General features: G+C 72.2%; 25 protein-coding genes. 10 read left to right on the top strand and 15 right to left on the bottom strand.

Annotated elements, in window-relative coordinates:
• Positions 1–56: 56 nt before the first annotated feature.
• The 3 genes from ACZ79I_RS06585 to ACZ79I_RS06595 form a co-directional block, all read right to left on the bottom strand.
• The gene (locus tag ACZ79I_RS06585) at positions 57–560 is read right to left on the bottom strand and encodes a GNAT family N-acetyltransferase (protein ID WP_471494989.1); all 504 of its coding nucleotides are present in this window, start codon (positions 558–560) and stop codon (positions 57–59) included.
• A gap of 45 nt (positions 561–605) precedes the next feature.
• A complete protein-coding gene (locus ACZ79I_RS06590) occupies positions 606–1,112 on the bottom strand; it encodes a sigma-70 family RNA polymerase sigma factor (protein ID WP_471494991.1) in 507 nt (168 codons plus the stop codon).
• 89 nt (positions 1,113–1,201) lie between these two features.
• Complete coding sequence (locus ACZ79I_RS06595; RefSeq protein WP_471494993.1) at positions 1,202–2,365, bottom strand: glycerophosphodiester phosphodiesterase; 1,164 nt, start codon at positions 2,363–2,365, stop codon at positions 1,202–1,204.
• Positions 2,366–2,627: 262 nt separating this feature from the next.
• Here ACZ79I_RS06595 and ACZ79I_RS06600 point away from each other — a divergent pair, with 262 nt between their 5' ends.
• A complete protein-coding gene (locus tag ACZ79I_RS06600) occupies positions 2,628–3,380 on the top strand; it encodes a lysophospholipid acyltransferase family protein (protein ID WP_471494996.1) in 753 nt (250 codons plus the stop codon).
• Between the two features lie 260 nt (positions 3,381–3,640).
• On the top strand, positions 3,641–5,221 hold the full coding sequence (locus ACZ79I_RS06605) for an IS1182 family transposase (protein WP_471504790.1): 1,581 nt from the start codon (positions 3,641–3,643) through the stop codon (positions 5,219–5,221).
• A 60-nt stretch (positions 5,222–5,281) separates the two neighbouring features.
• Here ACZ79I_RS06605 and ACZ79I_RS06610 read toward each other — a convergent pair whose 3' ends face one another.
• From ACZ79I_RS06610 to ACZ79I_RS06630, 5 genes are all read right to left on the bottom strand, one after another.
• On the bottom strand, positions 5,282–6,820 hold the full coding sequence (locus tag ACZ79I_RS06610; protein ID WP_471494998.1) for an MFS transporter: 1,539 nt from the start codon (positions 6,818–6,820) through the stop codon (positions 5,282–5,284).
• Positions 6,817–7,368, bottom strand: coding sequence for a TetR/AcrR family transcriptional regulator (locus ACZ79I_RS06615; RefSeq protein ID WP_471495000.1), 552 nt, complete (start codon positions 7,366–7,368; stop codon positions 6,817–6,819). Before ACZ79I_RS06615 ends, ACZ79I_RS06610 begins: the two co-directional genes overlap by 4 nt.
• Positions 7,369–7,448: 80 nt before the next feature.
• Positions 7,449–8,459, bottom strand: a complete 1,011-nt coding sequence (locus ACZ79I_RS06620) for an aldo/keto reductase (RefSeq protein ID WP_471495002.1) — start codon at positions 8,457–8,459, stop codon at positions 7,449–7,451.
• A 74-nt stretch (positions 8,460–8,533) separates the two neighbouring features.
• A complete protein-coding gene (argH, locus tag ACZ79I_RS06625; protein ID WP_471495004.1) occupies positions 8,534–9,967 on the bottom strand; it encodes an argininosuccinate lyase in 1,434 nt (477 codons plus the stop codon).
• Positions 9,968–10,065: 98 nt separating this feature from the next.
• Positions 10,066–11,259 (bottom strand): argininosuccinate synthase, encoded by a 1,194-nt coding sequence (locus ACZ79I_RS06630; RefSeq protein ID WP_471495006.1) that lies wholly within the window; start codon positions 11,257–11,259, stop codon positions 10,066–10,068.
• Between the two features lie 263 nt (positions 11,260–11,522).
• Between ACZ79I_RS06630 and ACZ79I_RS06635 the strand changes: the two genes are divergently transcribed.
• The 3 genes from ACZ79I_RS06635 (at position 11,523) to ACZ79I_RS06645 (ending at position 13,804) form a co-directional block, all read left to right on the top strand.
• The gene (locus ACZ79I_RS06635) at positions 11,523–12,383 is read left to right on the top strand and encodes a hypothetical protein (protein WP_471495008.1); all 861 of its coding nucleotides are present in this window, start codon (positions 11,523–11,525) and stop codon (positions 12,381–12,383) included.
• A gap of 125 nt (positions 12,384–12,508) precedes the next feature.
• On the top strand, positions 12,509–13,096 hold the full coding sequence (locus ACZ79I_RS06640) for a pyridoxamine 5'-phosphate oxidase family protein (RefSeq protein WP_471495011.1): 588 nt from the start codon (positions 12,509–12,511) through the stop codon (positions 13,094–13,096).
• A 3-nt stretch (positions 13,097–13,099) separates the two neighbouring features.
• Entirely contained in the window at positions 13,100–13,804 is a 705-nt protein-coding gene (locus ACZ79I_RS06645; protein WP_471495012.1) for a L,D-transpeptidase family protein, read from the top strand.
• Here the strand turns inward: ACZ79I_RS06645 and ACZ79I_RS06650 are convergent.
• Positions 13,791–15,293 (bottom strand): sensor histidine kinase, encoded by a 1,503-nt coding sequence (locus ACZ79I_RS06650; protein ID WP_471495015.1) that lies wholly within the window; start codon positions 15,291–15,293, stop codon positions 13,791–13,793. The genes ACZ79I_RS06645 and ACZ79I_RS06650 overlap by 14 nt on opposite strands.
• Complete coding sequence (locus ACZ79I_RS06655; RefSeq protein ID WP_471495017.1) at positions 15,290–16,039, bottom strand: response regulator transcription factor; 750 nt, start codon at positions 16,037–16,039, stop codon at positions 15,290–15,292. The genes ACZ79I_RS06650 and ACZ79I_RS06655 overlap by 4 nt, the downstream gene beginning before the upstream one ends.
• 211 nt (positions 16,040–16,250) lie before the next feature.
• On the opposite strand from ACZ79I_RS06655, the gene ACZ79I_RS06660 reads away from it, so the two are divergent.
• From ACZ79I_RS06660 to ACZ79I_RS06680, 5 genes are all read left to right on the top strand, one after another.
• Positions 16,251–17,600, top strand: a complete 1,350-nt coding sequence (locus ACZ79I_RS06660) for a ferredoxin reductase family protein (protein ID WP_471495019.1) — start codon at positions 16,251–16,253, stop codon at positions 17,598–17,600.
• A 7-nt stretch (positions 17,601–17,607) separates the two neighbouring features.
• The gene (locus ACZ79I_RS06665; RefSeq protein WP_471495022.1) at positions 17,608–18,096 is read left to right on the top strand and encodes an FMN-binding protein; all 489 of its coding nucleotides are present in this window, start codon (positions 17,608–17,610) and stop codon (positions 18,094–18,096) included.
• 125 nt (positions 18,097–18,221) lie between these two features.
• Entirely contained in the window at positions 18,222–19,559 is a 1,338-nt protein-coding gene (locus tag ACZ79I_RS06670) for a ferredoxin reductase family protein (protein WP_471504792.1), read from the top strand.
• A 28-nt stretch (positions 19,560–19,587) separates the two neighbouring features.
• On the top strand, positions 19,588–20,376 hold the full coding sequence (locus ACZ79I_RS06675; RefSeq protein ID WP_471495024.1) for an FMN-binding protein: 789 nt from the start codon (positions 19,588–19,590) through the stop codon (positions 20,374–20,376).
• A 12-nt stretch (positions 20,377–20,388) separates the two neighbouring features.
• A complete protein-coding gene (locus ACZ79I_RS06680) occupies positions 20,389–21,177 on the top strand; it encodes an FAD:protein FMN transferase (RefSeq protein ID WP_471495026.1) in 789 nt (262 codons plus the stop codon).
• 106 nt (positions 21,178–21,283) lie between these two features.
• Here the strand turns inward: ACZ79I_RS06680 and ACZ79I_RS06685 are convergent, their stop codons facing one another.
• From ACZ79I_RS06685 to argC, 5 genes are read right to left on the bottom strand one after another with little or no spacing between them, the layout of a single operon-like run.
• On the bottom strand, positions 21,284–21,820 hold the full coding sequence (locus ACZ79I_RS06685) for an arginine repressor (protein WP_381089302.1): 537 nt from the start codon (positions 21,818–21,820) through the stop codon (positions 21,284–21,286).
• Between the two features lie 7 nt (positions 21,821–21,827).
• Positions 21,828–23,039, bottom strand: coding sequence for an acetylornithine transaminase (locus ACZ79I_RS06690; RefSeq protein WP_471495028.1), 1,212 nt, complete (start codon positions 23,037–23,039; stop codon positions 21,828–21,830).
• Positions 23,036–23,956, bottom strand: a complete 921-nt coding sequence (gene argB, locus ACZ79I_RS06695) for an acetylglutamate kinase (RefSeq protein WP_471504794.1) — start codon at positions 23,954–23,956, stop codon at positions 23,036–23,038. The genes ACZ79I_RS06690 and argB overlap by 4 nt, the downstream gene beginning before the upstream one ends.
• Positions 23,950–25,101: a bifunctional glutamate N-acetyltransferase/amino-acid acetyltransferase ArgJ gene (gene argJ / locus ACZ79I_RS06700; protein ID WP_471495031.1), complete on the bottom strand. Its 1,152-nt coding sequence runs from the start codon at positions 25,099–25,101 to the stop codon at positions 23,950–23,952. Before argJ ends, argB begins: the two co-directional genes overlap by 7 nt.
• Positions 25,098–26,126, bottom strand: a complete 1,029-nt coding sequence (gene argC / locus ACZ79I_RS06705; protein WP_471495033.1) for an N-acetyl-gamma-glutamyl-phosphate reductase — start codon at positions 26,124–26,126, stop codon at positions 25,098–25,100. Before argC ends, argJ begins: the two co-directional genes overlap by 4 nt.
• Positions 26,127–26,205: the final 79 nt, after the last annotated feature.

Below are 26,205 nucleotides of genomic sequence, written 5' to 3' on the forward strand. Positions count from 1 at the left end.
ACCGCGGGGGCCGTGACCGGGCGGTCGCGGCCCCGTGCCGTGCGGGGCGCTCGGCCCTACGCGGTCGCCGCGTACGATCCCGCCGGGACCTGCTTCTCCAGGACGATCATGGGGACGCCGTCGTCGCCCTGGGACGTGCCGACCGTCTCGTAGCCGACGCGGCGGTACAGACGGAGGTTGCCCTCACTGCGGTGGCCCGCGGTGAGGCGGAACTTCTTCGCGCCGCGCTCCTCCACCAGCGCGGCCTCCGCCGCGCGCAGCAGGCGGGCGCCGATGCCGTGCCCCTGCAGCCGGGGGTGGACGATGAGCTTCCCGATGGAGGCCGCGCCGTCCTCGGTCACGCTCCCGCGGACCGAGCCGACCACCTCGTCGCCGAGCCGGGCCACGAAGACGCAGTCCGAGGCGACCTCCGCACGGACCGAGTCGAGGGTCTGGACGAGCGGATCGATGCGGTAGTTGCCGTACAGCGCGGCCTCGCTCTGGAAGCACAGGTACTGCAGCCTGAAGATCTGCTCGGCGTCCTGTTCGGTCGCCACAGAGATGGTCACGCTCATGCCCATGTGCGCACGCCTCCCGCTCACCTGATCACCGGTCGTTCCCCACTCCTATCCCCGCGGTTCACGGGCCGCAACCTCCACCGCAAGCAATCGACGCAGACATCCAAGGCATTTGGAGCGTTCCGGGCCAAGACTGCCCTGTGAGATACCCAACTCCCCTGCGATCTCCCGGTAGGTCAGATCCCGCGGGGACAGCAGCGCCGCCATCAGGCGAGGGCAGCGGCCGGGGAGCCGGCGCACCGCCGCGTACAGGGCCCGGCGGCGGGCCGCCATGAGCGCCTGCTGCTCCGGTCCGGGCTCCGTGTCGTCGGCGGGCTCGCTGCCGTACGGCAGTTCGAGGCGGGCGGTGCGGCGGCCGCGGCGCGCCTCGCAGCGGACGGTCCGCCGCAGCCACCCCTGCGGGTCGACGGGCGGCCCCTCGGTCTCGAGCCGCTCCAGGAACCGCAGCCACACCGCCTGTTCCAGGTCGCTCGGCTCCATCCCGGACCCGTGCGCCTCGGCCGAGGCTTCGGCGGCGAGCAGCGGGTGCAGGGCCGTGAGCATCTCGTGGGTCATATGCGGCGGGACGCGGCCGCCCCGGCGACGGGTTGCCGAAGCGGCCGCGCCTCACCCCAACCGGGGAATCCGCGTCACACGTTGACCCCTCAGCCGCGCAGGAAGTCCTCGCGGGCGAGCAGCCCGGTGTCGGCGTTGTCGGTGAAGACCCCGTCGATGCCGGTCGCGAAGTACGTCGCGAAGGCGCCGAAGACGTCCCCGTACGCGGTCGGGTCGGTGCCCTTCCTGAAGTTCGCGGGCAGGAAGGTGTTCTCGTTCCTCATGGTCCACGGGTGCAGGATCAGGCCCGCGGCGTGCGCGTCGGCGACGAGCGCGGACGGCTCGGTGAGGTTGCCCTGCGCGTCCCTCGGGATGACCAGGTCGAGGGTCGGGCCGATGCCCTGGGCGTACGACGCGATCTCCTCAAGGCCCTTCGGGGTGATGAGGTCGGCGACCGTGCGCGGGTCGCCCGCCTCGACGAAGTCCCAGGGGCGGCTGTTCGCGGAGGACAGGAGCACCACGAGCGGATTGCCGACGAGCCTGTTCAGGCGCTGGATGCTGCTGGGTTCGAAGGACTGGATGACGACCGGCGAGTCCTTGCCGTCCTTGCCGTGCCGGCGCAGGATCCGGGTGAGCCGCTCCTCCAGGCCGAGGCCCAGCTTGCGGAAGTAGGTGGGGTGCTTGGTCTCGGGGTAGATCCACACCTGCCGGCCGCGCCTGCGGGTCTGCTCGTCCTGCCACCGCAGGACCTCTTCGAAGGTGGGGATCTCCCAGCGGCCGTCGTAGACCGTGTTGTGCTGGCGGGCGGCCGGGATGCGCTCGACGGCGCGCAGGGTCTTCAGCTCGGCCAGCGTGAAGTCCTCAGTGAACCAGCCGGTGGTGGACACGCCGTCCAGGACCTTGGTGGTCCTGCGGCCGGCGAACTCCGGGTGGTCGGCGACGTCGGTGGTCCCGCCGATCTCCGGCTCGTGCCGGCACACGAGATGGCCGTCCTTGGTGGGCACCAGGTCACCGGCCTCCACGATGTCGGCACCCAGGTCGAGGGCCAGTTCGTAGGAGCCGAAGGTGTGCTCCGGCCGGTAGCCGCTCGCCCCGCGGTGCCCGATGACCGTCGGGACGGGCAGGCTCTTCAGCCCGCCGCCTGCGTGCCGCGCGTCCGCGTGCGCGGCGCCGGGCAGCCCGAGGACCGCTCCCCCCGCGCCGAGCACCGCCGCGCCGAGCAGGGCCCGCCTGCCCGTCCCCCGCGCCTGCTCGTACGACTCCTGCGTCCCCATGGGACTCCTCCCGCTACACGTGTAGAAGCGGGTCGATCGTAGGTGCGGACGGGTGACGGCCGGGAGACGTCCGCGGGAACGCACGGCGGACGGAGGCCGTCCTGACGGATGCGCGGCTGAGGGCCCGCGGAGCACCGGGGTTGACGGCCCGTCACCCCCGGGCGCGATGTGCGTCACACCCGTCCGGCGGATGACGGGCGTGCGGCACACGGCAACCGCAGGTAAACAGTCGTCCACGACACGTATCCGCCGTGTGAACCCGATGTGCGCCACCCCGGGCACCGCGAGTATCGTCCTCACCTGCACAGACTCACACCGCAATCCCTTGACACCGGAGGGCCCGTTGTCCCGCTTCGTGCTCATCAAGGCAGTGCTCGGACCGATCATGCGCCTGATGTTCCGCCCACGGGTGGAGGGCGCGGAGCACATCCCGGGCGACGGTCCCGTCATCCTGGCCGGCAACCATCTGACGTTCATCGACTCGATCGTGCTGCCGCTGGTGACCAGGCGGCAGGTCTTCTTCATCGGCAAGGACGAGTACGTCACCGGCAAGGGCCTCAAGGGACGGGCCATGGCCTGGTTCTTCACGGGGGTCGGGATGATCCCGGTCGACCGGGACGGCGCGAGCGGCGGAGTGGCCGCGCTGATGACCGGCCGCCGGATCCTGGAGGAGGGCAAGGTCTTCGGGATCTACCCGGAGGGCACCCGTTCCCCCGACGGCCGCCTGTACCGCGGCCGCACGGGCATCGCCCGCCTCACCCTGATGACCGGTGCGCCCGTCGTCCCGTTCGCGATGATCGGCACCGACAAGCTGCAGCCCGGCGGCCGCGGCATGCCCCGCCCCGGGCGGGTCACCGTGCGCTTCGGCGAGGCGATGGAGTTCTCCCGCTACGAGGGGATGGACCGCGACCGGTATGTGCTGCGCGCGGTGACCGACTCCGTGATGACCGAGGTCATGCGGCTGTCGGGGCAGGAGTACGTGGACATGTACGCCACGAAGGCGAAGGCGGCGTAGCGAGGGCCCACCGGCCCGCCCGCCGCCCGGTCGCGGCCCCGCGCCCCTAAGCCCTGTCGTCACATTCCCGTCTGCCGTGCGACGCCATGCACGCTCCCCCACGCTCGGCTGCGCTCGCGCGGGCGGTGCCCCCACGACGCCGCGCGGCCCGCCCTTCGGGCGGACGACGCGAATGTGACGACAGGGCCTAGAAGGCTCATGAAGATCTTGGTGTTCTGGCCCCGCCGCGTGAGCGGTGGGGCCAGACTCGTTTTGTGGTGATGGGGGAATGGGCCGGGGAGACGGTCGGGCCGGATGTGTGGGAGACCTGCCGGGAGTTGATCCCGGCAGGGAGTGTGTTCGCGTTCCTGGCCGAGCACCGTGGTGCGCTGTTCCCGGCGGAGATGTTCGCGGACATGTACCCCTCGGCGAACGGGCGGCCGAGCATGCCGCCGCAGATCCTTGCCTCGGCGATCACGCTGCAGGCCCTGCATGGGCTGTCGGACTTCGAGACGGTTCAGGAACTGCGGTGTGACCTGCGGTGGAAGGCCGCGTGCGGGCTGGGCCTGCATGACATGGCGTTCGATGCGTCGCTGCTGGCCTACTTCCGCCGTCGGCTGTCTCGCTCGGTGCGCCCGAACCGCGTGTTCGAGGCCGTGCGGGAGGTGGTGAAGGCCACCGGGGTGCTCAAGGGCAAGCACCGGCGGGCTTTGGACTCGACCGTGCTGGACGACGCGGTCGCCACGCAGGACACCGTCACCCAGATCATCGCTGCCGTCCGCGCGGTGATCCGCGAGGTTCCCGGCGCGGCCGAGGTGACGGCCGTGCAGTGCACCGCCCACGACTACACCGATCCCGGCAAGCCCCGCATCGCCTGGAACGATCAGCAGGCCCGCGCTGATCTCGTCGATGCCCTGGTCGGTGACGCGCTCAGGCTGCTGGGGCATCTGCCCGAGCAGGAGCTGGGCGAGAAGGCGGCGAACGCGGTCGGCCTGCTGGCCCTGGTCGCCGGGCAGGATGTCGAGCCGGCCAAGGACTCCGACGGCCGTGACGGGCGCTGGCGCATCACCCGCGGCACCGCCTACGACCGGACGCTCTCCACCGTCGATCCCGAATCCCGGCACGTCCACAAAACCCGTACCCACCAGCAGGACGGGTACAAAGCCCACCTCGCGATCGAGCCGGAGACCGGGTTATACACCGCCGTCGCCCTCACGCCCGGAGCCGGGCCCGAGCACCACGAGGCGGCCGTCGGCCTGGAACTGCTTGCCGACGAGGACAGCCCACTGGACGTCTTCGGCGACACCGCCTACTCCACCGGCGACGCCCGCCACAGACACGATGGCGCAGGTCACCGACTGTTCCTCAAACCCGCCCCGCTACGGCCCGCCGTCCCCGGCGGCTTCACCCTTGATGACTTCGCCATCGACACCACCGCAGCCCTGGTGACCTGCCCCGCCGGGCACACCGTCCCGCTCTCGGCACCCGGCGGCCGGCACGACCAGCGCACCGCCTCCTTCAAGGACGTGTGCACCGGCTGCCCCCTGCGCGAGCGGTGCACCAAAGCCAAGGCCGGACGCGTGGTGACCATCCGCCCGCACCACGACCTCCAGACCGCCGCCCGCCACCAAGCCGCCACCGACCCCGACTGGCAAGCCGACTACCGCCGCTGGCGACCACCGGTCGAACGCGCCGTCGCCTGGCTCGTCCACCACGGCAACCGCCGCCTGCGCTACCGCGGCACCATCGCCAACAACGCCTGGCTCCACACCCGAGCAGCCGCCCTCAACCTCCGCCGACTGATCAACCTCGGACTCACCCACACCCGCGGCCACTGGCAACTCGCCCCAGCCACCCCATAGCGAACAGGGACTGCCCGCCCACGGCCGGACAGCCCCACACCCAAGATCTTCATGAGCCTTCTAGCGGGGCGCGCGCCTCGCGTCCTCCAGGCGCTGTCCGCGCAGCAGGAACCACGCGGCGGCCGCCGTGGCCAGCAGGACCGCCGCGCCGACCGCCGTCGCGAGCGTGAGTCCGTCCACGAACGCCGCACGGGCCGGCTCCAGGAGGGCCCGGGCGGTGTCCGAGGGCATGCCCGACGCCGCCTCGACCGCGCCGCCCAGCGATTCGTGCGCCGCGGCGGGGGTGCCGGACGGGCCGGTGAAGCCGCGGTAGACACCGGTCACGATCGAGCCGAGCAGGGCGATGCCGAGGGCCGCGCCGAGCTCGTACGCCGTCTCGGACACGGCGGAGGCGGCGCCGGCCTGTTCCCTGGGCACGCTGGACAGGATGACGTCCGCGGTCACCGTGAACGACAGACCCGCGCCGATGCCCACGACCAGCAGCGCGGTCCCGATCAACGGGTAGCCGGTGGACCGGTCCAGCAGGGTGAGCGAGGCCAGCGCCAGGCCCACCGCGGCGAGCCCGCCGGAGACCGCGGCACGTACCGAGAACCGCCGGGCCAGCGGGCCCGCGGCCATGCCCGCCGCCACCGCGCCGACGGCGGCGGGCGCTTCGGCGAGGCCGGCTTCGAAGGGCGGCCTGCCCTGCACCAGTTGCAGGTACTGCGAGAGGAAGAAGACCAGCCCGGACAGGCCGAGGACGGTCAGCAGGTCGGCGAGCACGGCACCGCTGAAGCCGCGGCGGCGGAACAGCCGCATGTCCAGCAGCGGTACCGGCAGAGTCAGCTGGCGGCGCACGAACCCGTACAGCGCGGCGGCGCCGATGACGCCGGCCGCCGCGGCCGGCCGGGACACCCCGTGCGCGGCCGCCTCCTTGACCGCGTAGACGAGGCCGACCACGCCGACGAGCGAGAGGACCACGCCGGGCAGGTCCCAGGGGCCGGGGTCCGGGTTGCGGGACTCGGGCAGCGTTCTGATGCCGACGAGGACGAGGACGGCCATCACGGGCAGGTTGATCAGGAAGACCGAGCCCCACCAGAAGTGTTCGAGCAGGAAACCGCCGGCGATCGGCCCGACGGCCGTACCGGCAGAGGCGGTGGCGCCCCAGATGCCGACGGCGAGGCTGCGTTCGCGCGGGTCGTGGAAGAGGTTGCGGATCAGCGCCAGCGTGGCGGGCATCAGGGTGGCGCCCGCGACACCCAGCAGCGCCCGCGCCAGGATCATCGACTCCGCGGTCGAGGCGTAGGCGTTGAGGACCGATATCAGGCCGAAGGCCGTGGCCCCGCCGAGCAGGACGCGCTTGCGGCCGATGCGGTCGCCGAGGCTGCCCATGGTCACGAGCAGGCCCGCGATCACGAACGAGTAGACGTCGCCGATCCACAGCAGCTGGGTTCCCGACGGCTTCAGGTCCTCGCTGATGTACGGGGTGGCGAGGCCGAGGACGGTCGCGTCCACGGCCACCAGCAGCACGGCGAGCACCAGGACGGACAGCGCGAGCCAGCGGCCCGGACGCCTCTCCGCCCGTGGCGTGATCTCCCCGCGCTGCAGGGTGCTGGTCATGGTTCCTCTCTTCGTAGTGCGCCGCCGAGCAGCAGCTCGACGATCATGTAGGTGAAGTCCTTGGCGGCGACGCGCCCCTCCGCCACGGCCCAGGCGCCGGAGGCCATCAGGCCGTAGAGCGCGTCCGTGAGCCATGCCGGGGTGAGGTCGATCCGGAACTCGCCGCTCGACTGGCCGCGCCGGAACAGCGCGGCGATCCGGGCGTCGATCCTGGCCCACCCCTCGTTCTGCTCCTCGCCCTCGAAGAGCTGGTTCTCGCTGTAGAGGAAGGCGAGGAGTCCGGCGGCCGGCTCGGCCTCCGTCACGAGGCGGCGCAGGGCCTCCTCGGCCGGGCCTTCGTCGAGCCGTGCGGCGTCCAGGGCCGCCTCGCACTCCGCGATGCCGAGCCCCTCCAGCGCCCGTACCAGCGCGTCACGCCCGGCGAAGTGGCGGTGCAGCGTGGCCCGGCTGATCCCGGCCGCCTTGGCGACCTCCTCCATGGTGGCGGTGGATTTCCGGGTGAGCAGGGCGGCCGCACTGCGCAGCACGTGGTCTCGATCGACAGCCATGAGATAACCATAGCGCATATGAGACATGGATGTCTCACAAGAATCACGCGGCTCTCAGCGAGTCGCGCTTTCGGTCACTCTCAGTGCCAGGGCAGCCGGCCGCGCCGCTCCCAGTACACGCGCGGGTCCTCAGCGAGGGCCTCCAGCCGGGCGAGCTGGTCCTCGTCGAGGTCGACGACGGCGGCGTGCAGGTTGGACGCGAGCTGCTCGGTGGTGGCCGCGCCCGAGAGGACGACGCCGGCCCAGGGCTTGCGCAGGATCGCGGCGAGGGCGACGGCGTCGCAGCCGAGGGACGTCCGCGCGGCCACGGCCCTCAGGGGGTCCGGCGCGTGGGGGCCGGCCAGCCGCCCATTGGCCATGCCCTCCTTGACGATCACGGTGAGTCCGGCGTCGTGGGCCTCGGCGAGCGCCGGGGCGGCCGAGGTCTCCAGCACGTTGTAGGTGGACTGGACGGTACGGAAGAGGGGCTCGCCGTCGACCGTCACGGCGAGCGCGGCCCGGATCGCCTCGGCCTGTGCCGGGCCGCTGGTCGAGAAGCCGATCGTGAGGCCCTCCGCCGCGGCCTCGGCGAGCCTGGCGTGGAGTCCCGTGTCGGTGAGGGCCGGGCTGTCCGGGGTGACCGAGTGGATCTGGTACAGATCGAGCCGGTCGCCGAGCAGCGCGGCGGACTCGGCGCGCTGCCGCTCGTACGCGGCGACGCTGTGGTCCTTGACCTCGTGCCGCTCGGCGTCGGTGCGCCAGCCCGCGGTGTAGGTGTAGCCCCACTTGCTGCCGACGACGACGTCGCCGGTGCCGGGACGGGCCTTCAGCCAGTCGGCGAGGAACTCCTCGGAGCGGCCGTACGAGCGGGCCGCGTCGATGTAGCGGACCCCCTGGGCGTAGGCGGCGTCCAGGAGTTCATGGGTACGGGCGCGCAGGGCGTCCACGCTGCGGACCGGCGGGAGGTCCTGCTCGCGGCCGAGGTTGATGTAGCCGGGACGTCCGACGGCGGCGAGGCCCAGGCCGATGTGGCAGGTGGGAGTCGTCGCTGAGGCGGTTGGGGTCTCCCCTGCTCGAGCGAAGCCGAGAGCTTGGGGAAGGGCGAAGGGCATCGCGGGCTCCGTTCGGTCGGCTCCGTGCGGCTGGGACCAACCTAACCCGCGACGCCCTCCGCCTCCGGGACGCGCTACTTCCTCCGCTTCGCGGTGGCCCACGCGTGCTGCGCCGCCACGTCCACCTTCACCTCGGCCAGTTGCACGGCCACCGCCTCGGGCGCGGTGCCGCCGCGGCCGTTGCGGGCGGCGAGGGCGCCCGGGACGTTGAGCACGGACCGCACCTCGGGGGTCAGATGCACGGAGATCTTCGCGAACTGCTCGTCCGTGAGTGCGTCCAGCTCCTTGCCCTCCGCCTCGGCCGCCTTCACGCACTCGCCGGCGACCTCGTGCGCGACACGGAACGGCACCCCCTGCTTGACCAGCCACTCGGCGATGTCGGTGGCGAGCGAGAAGCCGGCCGGGGCCAGCTCCTCCATGCGCTCGCGGTGCACGGTCAGCGTGGCCATCATGCCGGTGAAGGCCGGGAGCAGGACCTCCAGCTGGTCGATGGAGTCGAAGACCGGCTCCTTGTCCTCCTGGAGGTCGCGGTTGTAGGCCAGCGGCAGGGCCTTGAGGGTGGCGAGCAGTCCCGTGAGATTGCCGATCAGGCGGCCGCTCTTGCCGCGCGCCAGCTCCGCGATGTCCGGGTTCTTCTTCTGCGGCATGATCGAGGAGCCGGTGGAGAAGGCGTCGTGGAGGGTGACGAAGGAGAACTCCTTCGTGTTCCAGAGGATGACCTCCTCGGCGATCCGGGAGAGGTTGACGCCGATCATCGCGGTGATGAAGGCGAACTCGGCGACGAAGTCACGGGAGGCCGTGCCGTCGATGGAGTTGGCCGAGCTGCCGTGCTCGAAGCCCAGGTCCTCGGCGACCGCCTCCGGGTCGAGGCCGAGGCTGCTGCCCGCGAGCGCACCCGACCCGTACGGCGACACGGCCGTGCGCTCGTCCCACTGGCGCAGCCGCTCGGCGTCCCGGGACAGGGCCTGGACGTGGGCGAGGACATGGTGGGCGAAGAGCACCGGCTGGGCGTGCTGCAGATGGGTGCGGCCGGGCATCGCCACGCCGGGGTGGGCCTCCGCGAGACCGACCAGGGCGTCCTGGAGCTCCGCGACCAGGCCGCCGATGGTGCGCGCGTGGTCCCGCAGGTACATGCGGAAGAGGGTGGCGACCTGGTCGTTGCGGGAGCGGCCCGCGCGCAGCTTGCCGCCGAGATCGGGGCCGAGACGCTCCAGCAGGCCGCGCTCCAGTGCGGTGTGCACGTCCTCGTCGGCGATGGTGCCCGTGAACGCGCCCGAGGCCACGTCCGCCTCCAGCCGGTCGAGCCCGGCGAGCATGCGGGTCAGCTCGTCCTCCGTGAGGAGCCCCGCCTTGTGCAGCACGCGCGCGTGGGCCCGGGAACCGGCGATGTCGTACGGCGCGAGCCGCCAGTCGAAGTGGACGGACGCGGACAGCTTCGCCAGGGCCTCGGCGGGTCCGTCGGCGAAACGGCCGCCCCACAGCCGTACGTCACCGCTTTTGCTGCTCACTTGCTGTGCTCCTCGAAGGTCTGGATGTGCCGCCGCCTCCCCACCGGTCAGTGAGGAGGCGGCTGTCAGGCTAGTGCGTGTGAGGGTGCCGGGCCGGCTCAGGCGAGGTCGCGCTGAGCGGCGATCTTCGACGACAGGCTGTAGATGTCGATGAAGCCCTTGGCCGCGGACTGGTCGAAGGTGTCGCCGGTGTCGTAGGTGGCGAGGTTGAAGTCGTACAGCGACGCCTGGGAGCGCCGGCCGGTGACGACCGCGCGGCCGCCGTGCAGGGTCATCCGGATGTCGCCGGAGACGTGCTGGTTGGCCTCGTCGATGAAACCGTCCAGGGCGCGCTTGAGCGGGGAGAACCACTGGCCGTCGTAGACCAGCTCGCCCCAGCGCTGCTCGACCTGCCGCTTGTAGCGGGCCAGCTCGCGCTCGACGGTGACGTTCTCCAGCTCCTGGTGGGCGGTGATCAGGGCGATCGCGCCGGGAGCCTCGTACACCTCGCGGGACTTGATGCCCACGAGCCGGTCCTCGACCATGTCGATCCGGCCGATGCCCTGGGCGCCGGCGCGCTGGTTGAGCTGCTGGATGGCCTGCAGGACGGTGACGGGCTTGCCGTCGATGGCGACCGGGACGCCTTCCTTGAAGGTGATGACCACCTCGTCGGCGTCGCGGAGCTCGGCCGGGTTGGAGGTGTACTCGTAGATGTCCTCGATCGGGGCGTTCCAGATGTCCTCGAGGAAGCCGGTCTCGATGGCCCGGCCGAAGACGTTCTGGTCGATGGAGTACGGGGACTTCTTGGTGGTCGCGATCGGGAGGCCCTTCGCCTCGCAGAACGCGATCGCCTTGTCCCGGGTCATCGCGTAGTCACGGACCGGGGCGATGCACTTGAGGTCGGGGGCGAGGGCGACGATGCCGGCCTCGAAGCGGACCTGGTCGTTGCCCTTGCCGGTGCAGCCGTGGGCGACCGTGCCGGCGCCGTGCTTCTTGGCGGCGGCGACGAGGTGCTTGACGATGGTCGGCCGGGACAGCGCGGACACCAGCGGGTAGCGGTCCATGTAGAGGGCGTTGGCCTTGATCGCCGGGAGGCAGTACTCGTCGGCGAATTCGTCCTTGGCGTCGGCGACCTCGGCCTCGACGGCACCGCAGGCGAGCGCGCGCTTGCGGATGACGTCCAGGTCCTCGCCGCCCTGGCCGACGTCCACGGCAACGGCGATGACCTCGGCGCCCGTCTCCTCGGCGATCCAGCCGATGGCGACGGAGGTGTCCAGACCGCCGGAATAGGCGAGTACGACGCGCTCGGTCACGGGTTTCTCCCTCACAGTGCATTCGCTGATATGCATGAGTATGCAGCACTCTGCATGGTTCGTCAATCTGGCTCTCCGGGGGTGCCGCGCCAGGCCGCGGCCGGGCCACCCCAGACGGCTCCGGAAGAAAACTGCGGAACTCGTTGAACGGTCGAAATCGCTTTCCCGTACCTCTCGCCGAACGCAGGCGCCGCGTTCGTCACGGCAGCCCCGGCTGCCGTGTACGTCACCGCAGTCACCCCCGACCCGAGTGAGGCAGCGTCATGTCCAGGGCTCTTCCGAAGTACAACAAGCGTCGCGTGGCGATCATCGGCGGCGCCGCCGCGGTGGTGCTGTCCGGCGCGGTGATCGCCGGTTCCGCCCTCGCCGGGGAGACGTTCAAGGGCAACGGCGCCAGAACCCTGGCGGCCCCGGGCACCGTCTCGTGCCCGGACGTGAAGTCGCAGCTCCCCGCGGTCCCCGCCTCCGCCCAGGCCGAGGTCGACCGCAACCTCACCCTGCTGAACACCCAGATCGCCGAGGCCGACAAGCGGCTCGTCGACACCGTGGGCCAAGGCGGCCCCAACTTCGTCCAGAACGCGATCCTCGGCCCCCTCAAGGACAAGCGCGTGGCGACGATCAACCGCATCGCGACGGCGATCGGCCGCACAGCCGCGAAGCCCCAGGGACTGGACGCGCTCGCGCCGTGCACCCTCAACGGCGGCGCGAACGGGGGCGGCGCGAACGGGGGCGGCGCGAACAACAACGCCGGCGGCGCGGCGGGCGCGGGATCGGGCGCCGGTCAGCAGGCCGGCGGTAACGGCAACGCCGGAAACGCGGGCGCCGGCGCCGCGGGGACCATCTCCTGCCCGGACGTGAAGTCACAGCTGCCCGCGGTCCCCGCCTCCGCCCAGGCCGAGGTCGACCGCAACCTCACCCTGCTGAACACCCAGATCGCCGAGGCCGACAAGCGGCTTGCCTCCTCGGTCGGACAGGGCGGCCCCAACTTCGTCCAGAACGCGATCCTCGGCCCCCTCAAGGACAAGCGCGTCTCGACGATCGACCGCATCGCCATCGCCATCGGGCGGACCGCGGCCAAGCCCCAGGGCCTCGACTCCCTGGCCGCCTGCACGCTCACCAAGTGAGGTGACAGGCGCCGTGGCCGCCCCGCACGCCGGCCGGGGCGGCCACCGCCGGCGCCGGAGACGGCGGCGCACGCCCGCCACCATTCCTCAGACGGCCGAAAGACTTTCCCCGATAATCGTCAGCCATGGGAAAGACGTATGAGCGCATAGACGGCAGACTGCGCACGTTCATCGAGGCGCAGCCCCTCTTCTTCACCGCCACCGCTCCACTCTCCGCCGACGGCACGGTCAACCTCTCCCCCAAGGGGCTCAAGGGCTCCTTCGCCGTCATCGACGAACTCACCGTCGCCTACCTGGACTTCGCCGGAAGCAACGCCGAGACGATCGCGCACCTGCGGGAGAACGGCAGGATCACCCTGATGTGGTGCGCCTTCCAGGGCCCGCCCACCGTCGTGCGCGTGCACGGCCGCGGCGAGCCGGTCTTCCGCGACGACCCCCGTTTCCGGGACCTGCTCGCCCGCTTTCCCGGCATCGACCCGACCCCCCACGGCCTGCGCGCGATCATCGTGGTCACGGCCGAACACATCAGGGACACCTGCGGCTACGCGGTGCCCTTCATGACGTACGAGGAGGACCGCGATCTGCACGGCAAGCGGTTCGCGCGCGAGGACGACGCCTCGCTGAACGACTACTTCCGGGGCAAGGAACACATCGAACGGAGCATGGACGGCCTGCCGGGACTCCCGTTGCCGCTGCCGCCGTCTACGGTCTGAGCCATGCGCCCCGGTGTCGCCGCCGCCCTCGTCTCCCTGTCCCTCCTCGTGCTCGGCGCCGCGCCGGACCGGGGCGGAGAGCCGCCGCTGCCCGCGCTCATGGCGGACACCGGCGGCGGCACCCAGCTGATCACCGCGCAGGCGCCCGGCCCGGACGCGACGGCCGGGACGCTCACCTGGTGGGACCTGCGCGACGGGCACTGGCTGCCGGCCGGTACCGCCCCGGCCCGCTTCGGCTCGGGCGGCCTGGCCCAGGGCGCCTCGCGCCGGCAGGGCACGAACACCACCCCGACGGGCCTGTACGACCTGCCGTACGCCTTCGGCATCCGGGCCGCGCCCCCGGGGACCAGGACCCCCTACCGCCCGGTCCGCCAGAACTCCTGGTGGTGCCAGGACACCGGCTCCCGCTCCTACAACCGCTGGACCGAGCCCCTTCCGGCGGACTGCCGCGCCTCCGAGTCGGAGCACCTGATCACATACGACCCGCAGTACGGCTACGCCCTCGTCATCGGCTTCAACTACGACCGGCCGGTGCCGGGCCGCGGCGCCGGTATCTTCCTGCACGTCAACGGCAAGGGGGCGACGGCCGGGTGCGTGTCCGTGCCCCAGGACGCGATGCGGCGGATCCTGGCGTGGGCGGACCCGGCGCGCCGGCCGCACATCGCGATCGGGACGGCGAGCGGGGTGACCGCGCTCACCCGCTCCTGACCCGGCCGGCGGGCAGCCGCACCGTGAACGTCGTCGAACCCGGGCGGCTGTCCACGCCCACGCTCCCGCCGTGCGCCTCGGTCACCCCCGCCACGATCGACAGGCCGAGCCCGGCGCCGCCCCCGCGGTTCTCCGGGCGACGGCGGTGGTCGGCACGGGTGAAGCGTTCGAAGACACCCGGCTGGATCTCGCCGGGAATCCCCGGGCCGTCGTCGTGCACCCTCAGGACGGCCGCCGCGCCCTCCGCCTCCAGCGAGACGGTCACCTTGGTGCCCGCCGGGGTGTGCAGCCGGGCGTTGGCCAGCAGATTGGCCAGCACCTGGTGCAGCCGGTGGGTGTCCCCGGTCACCGTCACCGGCTCCTTGGGCAGCTCCAGCATCCAGCGGTGGTCGGGGCCCGCGGCCCGTGCGTCCGTCACCGCGTCGAGGACCAGGCGGGTCAGGTCGACGGGCAGCCGCTCCAGGGGGCGGCCCGCGTCCAGCCGGGCCAGCAGCAGCAGATCGTCCACCATCTCGCCCATGCGCGCCGACTCCGCCGCGATCCGCTCCAGGGCGCGGGTGATCTGCGGCGGGACCGGACCCGGGTGCAGCAGCGCCAGTTCGGCGTGGCCGCGGACCGAGGCGACCGGGGTGCGCAGCTCGTGGCTGGCGTCGGCGGCGAAGCTGCGCAGCCGCTCCTCACTGGCGTGCCGCTTGGTCAGCGCGTCCTCGACATGGCCGAGCATGCGGTTGAACGCGGCGTCGACCCGGTCCACCTCGCTGCCCGGGTCGTTCTCCGGGGCGCGTTGCGGCAGCGCGACCTCGCCGCTGGCCAGGGGGAGCTCACTGACCCGGGTGGCCGTCGCGGCGACACGGCTGAGCGGCCGCAGGGACCACCGCACCCAGACGGCGCCCGCGACACCGGTGACGGCGAGCGCCACGCCGAACACGACGGCCGAGACCAGTTCCAGCCGGTGCACCGCGGACTCCACCGGCTCCAGCGGCAGCCCGGTGACCAGGACGTCGCCGTCCAGACCGGCCGTCGCGATCACCCGGTACTCGCCGAGGTGGCGCAGCCGGATGCTGTGGCCCCGCCCGTCCACCGGCACCCTGGCGAGCCTGCGCTTGTCCTCGGGGTCGAGCGGGGTGGCCAGCGTGGTGGCGTCGCTGCCGGCGCGCACCACCGCCGAGTTGGTGACGGCGCCCGCGGCCAGCCGGGCGCCGAAGGTGCCGGTGGACTGCCTGCGGGTGTCGGCGTGCTCGTCGCCGTCGTGGTCGGAGGGCCTCAGGCCGTGCTCCAGACTCGCCGCGAACTTCGGGCCGACGTCGCGCAGCTGCTGGTCCAGCCGGCCGGTGAGGAAGCCGTTCAGCTCGATCACGGCGGCGAGGCCGACCGCGGCGCAGCTGAGGGCGAGCAGCACGACGAGCCCGGCGGTGAGCCGGGCCCGCAGCGTGCGCGGCCGGGGCAGCCGCCACGCCCATCGTGCCGCGCCCCGCGGCCCCGCCCTCACCGGGTCACCGGCTTGAGCACGTAGCCGGCCCCACGCACGGTGTGGATCATGGGTTCGCGGCCGGCGTCCACCTTCTTGCGCAGATACGAGATGTACAGCTCGACGACATGGGCCTGGCCGCCGAAGTCGTAGGACCACACCCGGTCGAGGATCTGCGCCTTGCTGAGGACGCGCCGCGGGTTGCGCATCAGGAAGCGCAGCAGCTCGAACTCCGTGGGCGACAGCTCGATCAGCTCTCCGGCCCGGGTCACCTCACGGGCCTCCTCGTCCATGACCAGGTCGCCCACGCTCAGCCGGGGCCCCTCCTCCATCTGCCGGGCCATACCTGCCCGCCGCAGCAGACCGCGCAGCCGGGCGACGACCTCCTCCAGGCTGAACGGCTTCGTCACATAGTCGTCGCCGCCCGCCGTGATCCCGGCGATGCGGTCCTCGACGGCGTCCCGCGCCGTGAGGAAGAGCACACAGACCTCCGGCTGCACGGTGTGCAGGCTGCGCAGCACCTCGAAGCCGTCGGTGTCCGGGAGCATCACGTCCAGGACGACGGCGTCGGGCATCAGATCGCGGGCCTCGGCGACGGCCGTGGCGCCGTCGCCGGCCGTGCGCACCTCCCACCCCTCGTAGCGCAAAGCCCCGGACAGCACCTCGGCGAGGTCCGGGTCGTCGTCGACGACGAGGACGCGCAGGCGTGTGCCGTCGGGGCGGGAGAGGGCGGGGTGGCCGGGGCGGCCCGAGCGGGGTGTGTTCATGGCGGTTACCAGGATCCCCCCTCGCGTGAGCGGCCGACGACACCGGACGCTCTGAGTTCCCTATGAGTGACGGGCGGCGGCCCCCGGGAGTTCCCAGCGCAGGGCCCCGCTCCCCCGTCCCTTTCAGATCACGCTCAGGTTCCTCAGAGCCGCCTCAGAGGTTCCGGCTGCACAGTTGCGGCCTCGCCTCGATGCCCGAAAGGAACGGTTCATGACCACGGTGTACCAGCAGCAGGCGCCGCCCGTGCCACCGATCGTCAGGCACTCCCCGGCAGGTCCGCTGCTGGCCCTGCTGTGGGCCGGGGCCGCCGCCGTGGTGGCCCTGTGGTGGCAGAACACCGGCTCCGTGGTGGGCACGGCCGGCTGGCTGACCGGGGCCGGGCGGATCTCCGGGCTGCTGTGCGGATACGCCTGCGCCGTGCTCGTCGGGCTGATGGCCCGCGTGCCGCTGCTGGAGCGGCGGATCGGCTCGGACCGGGTGGCGCGCTGGCACGCGATGGCGGGCAGGTACACGGTCTCCCTGCTGGTCGCCCACATCGTGCTGATCCTGGCCGGGTACGCCGCCCAGGACCGCGCCTCGATCGTGCACGAGGCGGTGACGGTGGTGCTGGACTACCCGGAGATGCTCAAGGCCACCCTCGGCACCCTCGTCCTCCTGGCCGTCGGGATCACCTCGGCGCGCGCCGTCCGCCGCCGGGTCACCCACGAGTTCTGGTACTACGTGCACCTCCTGACGTACGGCGCGGTCTTCCTCGCCTTCGGGCACCAGCTCGCGCTGGGCGCGGAGTTCGTCGGGAACGCCTTCGCGACGGCCCTCTGGTACGCGCTGTACCTGGGGGTCGCGGGCCTCGTGGTGTGGTTCCGGATCCTCGCCCCGGTGCGTCTGAACATGCGCCACCGGCTGCGGGTGAAGTCGGTGCACCAGGAGGCGCCGGGCGTGTGGTCGGTGGTCATGCGCGGGCGGTACCTGGACGAGATGGGGGCCGAGCCGGGGCAGTTCTTCCGCTGGCGGTTCCTCGTGGACGGCATGCGCTGGACGTCCACGCCCTACTCGCTGTCGGCGCCGCCGCGCCGTGACGTGCTGCGCATCACCGTCAAGGCGCTCGGTGACCACAGCACGTCGGTGGCGCTGCTGCGGCCGGGCACCCGGGTGTGGGCGGAGGGCCCGTACGGGTCGCTGACCGCGGACCGGGGGAGCACCGGCAAGTCGCTGCTGGTCGCGGGCGGCGTGGGGATCACCCCGATGCGCGCCCTGTTCGAGACGCTGCCGGGCGAGGTCACGCTGCTGTACCGGGCGCGCACGGCCCAGGACCTGGCGCTGGGCGCCGAACTGGAGGCGGTGGCCCGCTGGCGCGGCGCCCGGGTGCTGTACGCCCTCAACGGTGCGGACGGTTCGCGCCCGCGCGTCACGCCCGCCCGGCTGCACGCCTCCGTGCCGGACCTCGCCTCCCACGACGTCTATCTGTGCGGCCCGCACGGATTCGCCGAGGAGATGTACGAGGCGCTGCACGCGGCGGGCGTTCCCGACCACCGCATCCACCACGAGTCGTTCGAGCTGTGAGGCCGTCATGCACGCGTTGAAGAGGAAGAGCCCGCTGCGCCGCATCGTGCTGGCGAGCGCCGCCACCGTCACCGGGATGGTGCTGCTGCTGTCGATGAAGCCTCACTCCACGCAAGGCATCGCCGTGGCGGTGCCCGCCCCGTCGAGCAGCGCGGGTACGTCGGCCGGTTCGGGCGGGTCGGGCGGTTCCGGTGGGACGGGCGGATCCGCCTCGACCGGCACCAAGACCGTCACCGGCGACTCGGTCGACACCCGCTACGGCCCCGTCCAGGTCCGGATCACGCTGAAGAACGGCAAGCTCACCGACGTCACGGCGGTCACCTACCCACAGGACAACCCGAGGGACCAGGAGATCAACAGCTACGCCATCCCGCAGCTCAACCGGGAGGCGCTGGCCGCGCAGAGCGCCCAGATCGACGCGGTCTCCGGGGCCTCCTACACCAGCCAGGGCTACCAGCAGTCGCTGCAGTCGGCGCTGGACTCCGCCGGGGGTTGAACACGCGCGACCTCCGGCACGTACCTGTGGGCCAAGGGGGCCACTGGCCTCGTCCCGTCCCACGCAGGAACACGGAGGACACCGTGTCCACGATCGCCGGTGGCCGCGCCGCGCGGCGCCAGACGATGCGCGCCATCCGCCCACGCCGCTCCCACGCCGTCCCCCTGCTGCTCGCCGTCTGGGCGGGCGCGGCGGGCGTGCTGTGGCTGTGGTGGATGAACACCCCGTCCGTCGCGGACGACACCAGCAGGATCCTCAACGCGGGACGGATCACCGGCCTGCTCGCCGGCTATCTGATGGCGCTCGTCGTGCTGCAGATGGCGCGGGTGCCCGCGCTGGAGCGCCGGGTCGGCTCCGACCGTGTCGCGCGCTGGCACGCGATGACCGGCCGGTACACGATCTGCCTGGTACTCGCCCATCTCTTCCTGACGATGTGGGGCTACGCCCTGCAGAGCGGCAAAGGGCTCGGCGGGATCGTGCAGCAGACCGTCGACTCGGTCGACCAGCTGCCGGACGTGGGCAAGGCGACCATCGGCACGGGACTGCTGGTGCTCATCGGGCTGCTCTCGATCGGGCCGGTGCGCCGCAGGATCTCCTACGACCTCTGGTACCACGTCCATCTGCTCACCTACGCGGCGACCTACCTCTCGTTCTGGCACCAGCTCTCGACGGGCAACGAGTTCGCCGTCCAGCCCGAGGCGAAGACCGCCTGGTACGCGCTGTACGGATCGGTGACCGCGCTGCTGGTCTGGTACCGGATCCTCACGCCGATCAGGCTGAACCTGCGTCACCGGCTGCGGGTCGAGGCGGTCGTCGAGGAGGCCCCCGGGGTCGTCTCGGTGCTGATGAGCGGGCGGAGGCTGCACCGGATGGGCGCGGAGGCCGGGCAGTTCTTCCGCTGGCGCTTCCTCGCGCCCGGCATGCGGTTCAGCTCGCACCCGTACTCGCTGTCGGCGGCGCCGCGCCCCAACATGCTGCGCATCACGGTGAAGGCGATCGGCGACCACAGCTCCGCGCTGCGGGACCTCAGGCCCGGCACCCGGGTGTGGGCGGAGGGCCCGTACGGGGCGCTCACCGCGGACCGGCGCAGCCGGGGCAAGGTGCTGCTGGTGGCCGGCGGCGTCGGCATCACGCCGATGCGGGCCCTGTTCGAGACGCTGCCCGGTGCCGCGGGCGACCTCACGCTGCTGTACCGGGCCAACAGCACCCAGGATCTGGCCCTGTGGGACGAGCTCGCCCAGATCGCCGAGGAGCGGGGCGCGCGGCTGATGTACGCGGTCAACAGCCCCGACGGGGAGCGCCCGGACATCTCACCGGAGACCCTGCGCCGGAAGCTGCCGGACATCGACCGCCACGACGTCTTCATGTGCGGTCCGCCCGGCTTCGCCCAGCAGGTGTACGAAGCACTGCGCGGCGCGGGGGTCCCCGCCCGCCGCATCCATCACGAGTCGTTCGAGATGTGAGCGACGGGACATCAGGAGCTCAGGAGCGATGAGGAAGAGCCACCCCATACGACGTGCCGTGCTCGCCACCGCCGCCACCGTGTCCGGCATCGTGCTGCTGCTGTCGCTGAAGCCGGGCTCCGGCCCGGCCTCGGCGCAGGCGGCGGGCGGAGCCGCACCGCAGCAGACCGCGGCGGCGCAGGAGGCACCGCAGGGCGGCAGCGGGCAGCAGACGGGCACGCGGACCGTCACCGGCGACGTGGAGAAGACGGAGTACGGTCCCGTGCAGGTCCGCCTCACCGTCAGCGGCGGCAGGATCACCAGGGCCGAGGCGGTGCAGGCACCCTCCGGTGGGCTCAGCAGCCAGAAGACCGCCATGGCCGTGCCCAGGCTCAACCAGGAGGCGGTCGCCGCGCAGAGCTCCCGGATCGACGCGGTCTCGGGCGCCACCTACACCAGCCAGGGTTACCAGCGCTCACTGCAGTCGGCGATCGACAAGGCGAAGGCCGCGTCCGCCGGCAGCGGAACGTCCGGGTCGGCCGGCGGTTCCGGGTCGTCGGCCCAGGCGCGTACGGTCATGGGTGACGTGGCGCAGACGCAGTACGGCAACGTCCAGGTCCGTGTCACCCTCAGCGGAGGCAAGGTCACCAGGGCCGAGGCGGTGCAGGCGCCCAAGGGCGGGCACAGCGACCAGGTGACCGCCATGGCCGTACCCAAGCTCAACCAGGAGGCGGTGAGCGCACAGAGTGCGAACATCGACGCGGTCTCCGGCGCGACCTACACCAGCGCCGGGTACAAGCAGTCCCTGCAGTCCGCCCTGGACAAGGCCGGTGGCTGAGTGGTCGGGCACATGACCGATCCCGCCGAGGCACCGCCCGCGCTGCGCCACGCGGAGGAGGTGATGGGCACCGTCTTCTCCTTCGACGTGCGCGGCGGCGAGCCCGAGGCCGTGCGCACCGCGCTGGAGGAGGCGGTCGCCGGACTCCACCGGGTGAACGAGGTGTTCAGCACCTACCGGGAGGACAGCCAGATCTCACGGCTCGCCCGCGGCGAGCTGACCGTCGGGGACTGCGATCCGGAGGTCGCCGAGGTGCTCGCGCTCGGCGAGGAGGCCGAGCGGCTGAGCGACGGCTGGTTCAGCACGCGCTACGCGGGACGGATCGACCCGACCGGGATCGTCAAGGGCTGGGCCGCCGAGCGGGCGGCCCGGCACCTGGCCGCCACCGGAGTGAGCGGGGTCAGCGTCAACGGCGGCGGGGACGTGCAGATGTTCGGCGTGCCCGGCCCGCACCGCCCCTGGCGGGTGGGTGTGTCGGATCCGCTGCGCCCCGGCGCGCTGGCGGCGGTGGTCTCCGCGGCCGGCGCCGACGAGCTGGCCGTGGCCACGTCCGGGACCGCGGAGCGCGGCGCGCACATCGTGGACCCGCGCACCGGCGGGCCCGCGGTCACCGACCTGGTCGCCGTGACCGTGGTGGCTCCCCGGCTGACCTGGGCCGACATCTGGGCGACGGCGGCCTTCGCGATGGGCTCGCGGCAGGCCCTGACCTGGCTGGAGTCGCTGCCGGACGCCGAGGCCCTGCTGATCACGGCGGGCGACGAGGTGCGGTGCACGGGAGGGCTGGCGGCGCGGCTGGGCTGACGCGCGCGAGGAGGGCGTGAGGGCGTACCGGAGCCGGTACGCCCTTCTCGTATGCCCTCGCGGCCCGTATGCCGTCGCGGGCCGCCGGATGCGCCGGTGGCGTGTCTCAGTGGGTGTTCTGCGCCAGCCGCAGCAGGTGGTCCGCCAGGGCCTGGCCGCCGCTCGGGTCGCGGCTGATCAGCAGGAGCGTGTCGTCGCCGGCGATGGTGCCGAGGATGTCGTGCAGCTCCGCCTGGTCGATGGCCGAGGCGAGGAACTGTGCCGCGCCCGGGGGCGTCCGCAGGACCACGAGGTTCGCGGACGCCTCCGCGGAGATCAGCAGCTCCTGGGACAGGCGCCGCATCCGTTCCTCCTTGGCCGACTCGCCCAGCGGCGCGCGCGGGGTGCGGAAGCCGCCCTCGCTCGGTACCGCGTAGATCAGGTCGCCGTCGGTGTTGCGGATCTTCACCGCGTTCAGCTCGTCCAGGTCCCGGGAGAGCGTCGCCTGGGTGACGCTCAGCCCGTCGTCGGCGAGGAGCTTCGCCAACTGGCTCTGCGAGCGCACCGGTTGCCGGTTGAGGATGTCCACGATCCGGCGGTGGCGTGCGGTGCGGGTCTGCGGCACGGAGGGCCCCGCCTGCTCGTGGTCCTGCGCCTGACTCATCGTCGTCTCATTCTCCGGATCGTCCGTCCCCGCTCACTGCGTCGAGGACACCGGGAAGCGCCCGGAGGAACGCCTCCACCTCGTCGTCGCCGAGGGTCAGCGGCGGCATGAGCCGTACGACGTTCGGGGCGGGCGCGTTCACCAGGAAGCCGGCGTCCTGAGCCGCCTGCTGCACCTGCTGCGCCAGCGGCTCGGTGAGCACGATACCCAGGAGGAGGCCCGCGCCCCGGACATGGTCGACCAGAGGGTGCCGGGAACCGGTGCCCGCGCCCTCGATTCCGTCCCGCAGCTTCTCGCTCTGCCGCTTCACGTTCTCCAGGAGGCCGTCGGCCGCGATGGTGTCGAGGACGGCGAGCCCGGCGGCGCACGCGACGGGGTTGCCGCCGAAGGTCGTGCCGTGCTGACCGGGCTGGAGCAGGTCCGCCGCCCGTCCGAAGGCGACGGTGGCACCCAGCGGCAGGCCCCCGCCGAGGCCCTTGGCGAGCGTGACCACGTCCGGCAGGACGCCCTCGTGGGCCTGGTACTCGAACCAGTGCCCGGTACGGCCGATTCCGGTCTGCACCTCGTCGAGGACGAGCAGCGCCCCGGTGGCGGCGGTGATCGCGCGGGCCGCCTTCAGGTAACCGGGGGGCGGCACGACGACGCCGTTCTCGCCCTGGATCGGCTCGATGACCACGAGCGCGGTGTCCTCGGTCACCGCGGCGGCCAGCGCCTGGGCGTCACCGTAGGGGACGTGCGTGACGTCGCCGGGCAGCGGCCGGAACGGCGCCTGCTTGCCGGGCTGGCCGGTGAGTGCGAGGGCGCCCATGGTGCGGCCGTGGAAGCCGCCCTCGGTGGCGACCATGTGGGTGCGCCCGGTCAGCCGGCCGATCTTGAAGGCGCCCTCGTTGGCCTCGGCCCCGGAGTTGCAGAAGTAGACCCTGCCCTCCCGGCCGAAGAGCTGGAGCAGCCGCTCGGCGAGGACGACGGGCGGCTGCGCGATGAACAGGTTGGAGACATGGCCGAGGGAGGCGATCTGCCGGCTGACGGCCTCGACGACCGCGGGGTGGGCGTGGCCGAGCGCGTTGACGGCGATGCCGCCGACGAAGTCGACGTACTCCGTGCCGTCGGCGTCCCACAGCCGGGCGCCCTCGCCCCGCACGAGGGGCAGCCGCGGGGTGCCGTAGTTGTTCATGAGCGCGCCCTGCCACCGCCGGGTGAGCTCCTCGTTCGCGGTCATACAGCGTCCCCCTCGTTCGCCTGATCGCTCTCGTCGGGCACGACCATGGTGCCGATGCCCTCGTCGGTGAAGATCTCCAGCAGGATCGAGTGCTGGACCCGGCCGTCGATGACACGGGCGGTGCGCACGCCGTTGCGCACGGCGTACAGGCAGCCCTCCATCTTCGGCACCATGCCGGAGGACAACTCCGGCAGCAGCTTCTCCAGTTGGGATGCGGTGAGGCGGCTGATCACCTCGTCGCTGTTCGGCCAGTCCTCGTAGAGGCCCTCGACGTCCGTGAGGACCATGAGGGTTTCGGCGCCCAGTGCCGCGGCGAGTGCCGCGGCCGCCGTGTCGGCGTTGACGTTGTAGACGTGCCCGTCGTCCTGGCTGCGGGCGATCGACGAGACGACCGGGATACGGCCGTCGGCGAGCAGGGCCTCGATCGCGCCCGTGTCGATCCCGGTGATCTCGCCCACCCGCCCGATGTCGACGAGCTCGCCGTCGATCTCGGGCCGGTGCCTGGTCGCGGTCATGGTGTGCGCGTCCTCGCCGGTGAGGCCGACGGCGAGCGGCCCGTGCCGGTTGAGCAGTCCGACCAGCTCGCGCTGCACCTGCCCGGCGAGCACCATGCGGACGACGTCCATGGCCTCCTCGGTGGTGACGCGCAGGCCCGCCTTGAACTCGCTGACGATGCCGTGCCGGTCGAGGGCGGCACTGATCTGCGGCCCGCCGCCGTGCACCACGACGGGCCGGAGACCGGCGTGCCGCAGGAAGACCACGTCCTGGGCGAAGGCGGCCTTCAGCTCCTCGTTCACCATGGCGTTGCCGCCGAACTTGATGACGACGGTCCTGCCGTGGTGCCGGGTCAGCCAGGGCAGTGCCTCGATGAGGATCCGGGCCTTGGGCTGTGCGGTGTGCTTGCGGGTGCTCATGATGAGTAGGCGCTGTTCTCGTGGACGTAGTCGGCGGTGAGATCGTTGGTCCAGATGGTGGCGGTCTCGGAGCCGGCCGCCAGGTCAGCGACGATGTGGACCTCGCGGTAGCGCATGTCGACGAGGTCGCGGTCGTCGCCGACCGAGCCGTTCTTGCAGACCCAGACGCCGTTGATGGCGACGTTGAGCTGGTCCGGCTCGAAGGCCGCGGACGTGGTGCCGATGGCGGAGAGCACCCGGCCCCAGTTGGGGTCCTCGCCGTGGATCGCGCACTTGAGGAGGTTGTTGCGGGCGATGGACCGGCCCACCTCGACGGCGTCGTCCTCGGTCGCGGCGTTGACCACCTCGACCTTGACGTCCTTGCCGGCCCCCTCGGCGTCGCCGATGAGCTGCCGGGCGAGGTCGGCGCAGACGGCCCGCACGGCCTCGGCGAACTCCTCGTAGGGGGGCGTGACGCCGGCGGAACCCGAGGCGAGCAGCAGGACGGTGTCGTTGGTGGACATGCAGCCGTCGGAGTCGACGCGGTCGAAGGTGACCCTGGTGGCGGCGCGCAGGGCCCGGTCCAGCGTCTCGCCGTCGGCGTCGGCGTCCGTGGTGAGGACGACGAGCATGGTGGCCAGGCCCGGCGCGAGCATGCCGGCTCCCTTGGCCATGCCGCCGACGGTCCAGCCGTCCTTCGTGACGACGGACGTCTTGTGGACGGTGTCGGTGGTCTTGATGGCGATGGCGGCCTTCTCACCGCCGTGCTCGGACAGCTGGGCGGCGGCCGTTTCGATCCCCGGGAGCAGCTTGTCCATGGGCAGCAGGACGCCGATGAGGCCGGTGGAGCAGACGGCGACCTCGATGGGGCCGAGGCCCAGGACGCCGGCGGCCTTCTCGGCGGTGGCGTGGGTGTCCTGGAAGCCCTTGGGTCCCGTGCAGGCGTTGGCACCCCCGGAGTTGAGGACCACGGCGGAGAGCCGGCCGGTCTTGAGGACCTGCTCGGACCACAGCACCGGCGCGGCCTTGACACGGTTGGAGGTGAAGACGCCCGCGGCGGCACGGCGGGGCCCGTCGTTGACCACGAGGGCCAGGTCCGGGTTGCCGTTCTGCTTGATCCCGGCTGCGATGCCCGCGGCCCGGAACCCCCTTGCTGCCGTGACACTCACGGTGCGACTCCGATCGTGGAAAGTCCGAGCTCCTCGGGGAGCCCGAGAGCGATGTTCATGCTCTGGACGGCACCGCCCGCGGTGCCCTTGGCCAGGTTGTCGATGGCGCTGATCGCGATGATGCGGTGCGCGGCGGCGTCGTGGGCGACCTGCACCTGAACGGCGTTGGAACCGTAGACCGACGCGGTGGCGGGCCACTGCCCCTCGGGGAGCAGGTGCACGAAGGGCTCGTCGGCGAAGGCCTTCTCGTAGGCGGCGCGGACGGACTCGGCGGTGACACCGGGCTTCGCCTTCGCGCTGCAGGTGGCCAGGATGCCGCGGGGCATCGGCGCGAGGGTGGGCGTGAAGGAGACGGAGACGGGCTGCCCGGCGACCGCGCCGAGGTTCTGGATCATCTCGGGGGTGTGCCGGTGCACGCCGCCGACGCCGTAGGGGGTCATGGAGCCCATGACCTCGCTGCCGAGCAGATGCGGCTTGGGCGCCTTGCCGGCGCCAGAGGTGCCGGAGGCGGCGACGATCACCGCCTCGTTCTCGGCGAGCTGGGCGGCGTACGCGGGGAAGAGCGCGAGCGTGACGGCGGTCGGATAGCAACCGGGTACCGCGATGCGCTTGGACCCCTCCAGCGCAGCGCGGGCACCCGGCAGTTCGGGGAGGCCGTAGGGCCAGGTCCCGGCGTGCGGGGAACCGTAGAACGTCTCCCAGTCGGACGCGTCCTTCAGGCGGAAGTCGGCACCCATGTCGATCACGAGCACATCGGGGCCGAGCCGCTCGGCGACAGCGGCGGACTGCCCGTGGGGCAGGGCGAGGAAGACCACCTCGTGCCCGGCCAGGACCCCGGCGGTGGTCTCCTCCAGCACGCGGTCGGCGAGGGGCAGCAGATGCGGCTGCAGCGCGCCGAGCCGCTGACCGGCGTTGGAGTTCCCGGTCAGGGCGCCGATCTCGACCCCGGGGTGCGCCAGGAGCAGCCGCAGGAGCTCTCCGCCCGCGTATCCGCTCGCTCCGGCCACCGCCGCACGTACCGTCATGGAACCTCCTCCTGGATGGCATGACTATACGTTTCGCTGCACGTTTATGCAATCCATGCAGCGTACGGCCACCCGGTTC

This window comes from Streptomyces sp. PSU-S4-23, assembly GCF_055632315.1.